Source organism: Burkholderia sp. Ac-20392, assembly GCF_017104585.1.
Taxonomy (GTDB): domain Bacteria; phylum Pseudomonadota; class Gammaproteobacteria; order Burkholderiales; family Burkholderiaceae; genus Burkholderia; species Burkholderia lata.
In genome coordinates this window covers 1-1,365 of the sequence record NZ_JAAGPB010000970.1, presented here as the reverse complement: position 1 = coordinate 1,365, position 1,365 = coordinate 1, and the positions used below count along the sequence as shown (strand labels likewise).

The window sequence follows — 1,365 nt, the reverse complement described above, 5'->3', positions numbered from 1 at the left end:
CGACCTGACGCTGTGGCCGCTCGAACTGACCGATGCGACCGTCACTGGCGCGCCGTCGTGGCTGCCGCGTGGCGCCTTCGCCGCCCGGCAGGACGTGCGCGGCGCGCTGCGCATCCGTCTGAAGGTGCGCGGCGGCGCCAGACTGTCGCAGTTGCCGCTCGACCGGCTGACGTTCCATCTCGCGGGCCCCGAGCGCGACGCGCTGCACCTGCTCGAACTGATCGCCGCGCATGCGCTCGGCGTCGTGTGCCACGATCCCGCGCAGCCGCCGCGCTGGCTGCATACGCTCGACGCCGACGAAATCGTCCACGAGGGCTTCGATCCCGCGCAGGCGATCCTGCCCGACGACGGCCGCAGCTTCCACGGCTACCGGCTGCTGCGCGAGTATTTCGCGTTTCCGGCGCGCTTCCTGTTCTTCAGCATCGGCGGGCTGCGTGCCGCGCTTGCGCGCGCAACCGGCGACGAGTTCGAGCTGACCGTGCTGTTCGACCGCCATGACGCGGCGCTCGAAGCGGCCGTCAGCGCGAAACACCTCGCGCTGAACTGCACGCCGGCCGTGAACCTGTTCGCACGCCGCGCCGACCGCATTCCGCTGCAGCCGGGCGCGCGCGAACACCATGTCGTCGTCGATCGCAGCCGGCCGCTCGACTACGAGGTCTATGCGGTGCAGCGGCTCGCGAGCGAGCAGCGCGACGACGGCCAGTCACGCGAATTCCGGCCGTTTCACGCGTCGTTCGCGAGCGACGACGGCAACCACGGCGCGTACTACACGGTGCGGCGCGAACCACGGCTGGTTTCCGCTCAGGCCCGTACGAACGGCACGCGCACCGGCTACGTCGGCAGCGAGACCTACGTGTCGCTCGTCGACAGCCAGTGCGCGCCGTACGACGAGACGATGCGCTACCTGGCGGCCGACACGCTGTGCACGAACCGCGATCTCGTGCTGCTGCAGCCGCCCGGCGACGCGAATACGTTCACGCTGCGCGTGTCGGCCCCGGTCGAAAGCATCGTTGCGATCCGCGGCCCGTCGCGGCCACGCCCGCCGATCGCCGATGCGCAAACCGCGTGGCGGCTGATCCGCCATCTCGGGCTGGCCCGGCACACGCTGACCGATCTTGACGACGACGAGGGCGCGCACGCGCTGCGCGAACTGCTCGGCCTGCATGCCGACCCGGCCGATGCCGCGATGCGCCGGCAGATCGACGGCGTGCTGCGCGTGGCGTTCTCACCGGTGTTCCGCCGGCTGCCGGCGTCCGGCCCGCTGATGTTCGGGCGCGGCGTGCAGGTCGACGTGACCGTCGACGAACATGCGTTCTCCGGCGACAGCCCGTTCCTGCTCGGCGCGGTGCTCGAACAGTTCTTCGA

At 71.0% G+C, this 1,365-nt stretch carries 1 protein-coding gene; it reads left to right on the top strand.

Annotated elements, in window-relative coordinates; genetic code table 11:
• Nucleotides 1–1,365, top strand: a 1,365-nt coding sequence (tssF, locus tag G3N99_RS40160) for a type VI secretion system baseplate subunit TssF (RefSeq protein WP_206125186.1), incomplete at both ends; no start/stop codon positions are given.